This is a genomic window from Streptomyces sp. NPDC058239 (assembly GCF_042882185.1).
Classification (GTDB): Bacteria; Actinomycetota; Actinomycetes; order Streptomycetales; family Streptomycetaceae; genus Streptomyces.
On record NZ_JBHVWS010000139.1, the window covers coordinates 1 to 1,850 of the forward strand.

Sequence of the window (1,850 nt, forward strand, 5' to 3'; positions counted from 1 at the left end):
GCGGATCATGTCCGTGCTGGAGTCGGAAGCGGGCCGGGAGGGCATGCGCTGCCAGCAGCTGGCCGTGGCCCTGAGTTTGGAGGCGGTCCCGGCGAAGGTCGAGGGACTGCGGTCGAAGGCGAAACACCTGGTGGAGCGGGGATGGGCCCGGCAGGTGCGGCCGGGGGTGTTCACCGCGCTCGCGGCGCCGGCCGGCTGAAAGCACCCGTGCGACGTCCGGCCAGACGACCGCCCATGAGCATGGTCATCGACCACAGCACCATGGCCTCGTGCATGGCGGGCAGCGTCTCGACATCGCGCGCCAAGCGACGCGACCGCATCAGCCAGCTCCGTGTTCTTTCCACCACCCACCGTCTCGGCAGCACCACGAAGCCCGTGGTGTCGTCGGAACGCCTGACGATGTCGAGGGTGAGTCGGAGCTTCTGGGCCGCCCAGTCAACGAACCGGCCCGCGTAGCCGCCGTCCGCCCAGACGAGACGGACGGAGAAGTAGCACCTGCGCAGTCGTTCGAGCAGTGGCACGGCCGCGTCCCGGTCCTGCACGCTCGCCGCGGTCACCGTCACCACCAGGACCAGACCGAGGCAGTCGACCGCCAGATGCCGCTTGCGCCCGGCCACCTTCTTCCCGCCGTCCCAGCCGGACGTCTGCTTGGGGATGTTCGCCGCGGCCCGTAGCAACTGCGAGTCCACGATCGCGGCGGTCGGGTCCACCGCACGGCCCTCCTTCTCCCGCACGCGGTCGCGCAGCCGGTCGTGAAACTCGGCGAGCAGACCCGTCACCTGCCAGCGGCGGGCGAAGGCATGCACCCGCCGGTACGGAGGGAAATCCACAGGAAGATTCACCCATTTCACTCCGTTGTCGACCACGTAGCGCACTGCGTCCAGCTTCACGCGGTGGCAGTACCCTTCCAGTCGGCCGCCCCGCCCCTGAAACCACGCCGGAACAGACAGCAACGGCCGGATGACCTGCCACTCCGCGTCCGTCAGGTCCGAGCCGTAACACCGCACGCGGCCCGGCCCGTCCGCCGCGTTGCCGAACCTGTGCGCGAGGCAGTCACGCGACGGAGACGGCGCGTTGGACTCCGTGGATGCGAGCACGAAAGACTGCGGCAACAGGGCCTCCTGGAACTGCTCGTTGGCTTCGACAACCCCGAGCTACCAAGAGGCCCTGCCTTCATGCGCCGACCACACCGCGATCACCCGATCAGGACCCCTGTTCGACCAGACAACCCCATTAATCGGGAAGCGGATGGCTTCTGACCGATCCACGCCACCCCCTCGTCCTGCGATCGGCGTCCGACCGTTCCCGGTACTGCTTCCTCTGGGCTCTCACATCCCAGTCTCCAGGTGTCCACGATCACGGGGAAGCTTCACATGGCCGTCGAGGTGGGTAGCTGTCACGTCGCAGCGCGTCTGGAACCGGGCGGCTCAGCTGAGGTTGTCACTCGACGTGGAGTTGCGGATCAGGCGCACGTTGGGCAGCCTTCCTCGCCAAATCTCTCGTTCACCTGTGGCCTTGAATCCGTAGCGCTCGTAAAAGTGGACCGCGCGCTCGTTGTACTCGGTGACCCATAGGCGCATGGGTGCGTTTCCTGCCCAGGCCAGGAATTCGTTCATCATCCGCCCCCCGACACCTTCGCCCTGGGCCTCGTTCAGCAGATACATTGGCCCGAGGGTGACCACGTCGTCCCGGCGGCCGCAGAGGAAACCGACGATCTCCGTGTCGGAGCGGACGACACGGCAGAACAGCAGGTCCGGTCGTTGCTTCGCTGCCGCAATGAACTCACGCCACTGAGCGATCCCTTCCGCGGTAGCGGAGGAGCCTCGGTGCTCACGTATCCATCTCTCGTC

The 1,850-nt window shown here is 67.0% G+C and carries 2 protein-coding genes and 1 pseudogene; 1 reads left to right on the forward strand and 2 read right to left on the reverse strand.

Annotation, left to right across the window (positions count from 1 at the left end):
- Positions 1–199, forward strand: a pseudogene (locus ACFVYE_RS47215) (hypothetical protein); the annotation flags it as partial.
- On the opposite strand, the gene ACFVYE_RS47220 reads toward ACFVYE_RS47215, so the two are convergent.
- Together ACFVYE_RS47220 and ACFVYE_RS47225 are read right to left on the reverse strand one after the other, a co-directional pair.
- Complete coding sequence (locus ACFVYE_RS47220) at positions 171–1,097, reverse strand: IS5 family transposase (protein WP_389609768.1); 927 nt, start codon at positions 1,095–1,097, stop codon at positions 171–173. The pseudogene ACFVYE_RS47215 and the gene ACFVYE_RS47220 sit on opposite strands and share 29 nt — an antisense overlap.
- A 330-nt stretch (positions 1,098–1,427) precedes the next feature.
- The coding region (locus tag ACFVYE_RS47225; protein ID WP_389609766.1) for a GNAT family N-acetyltransferase at positions 1,428–1,850 on the reverse strand (423 nt) is incomplete at its 5' end.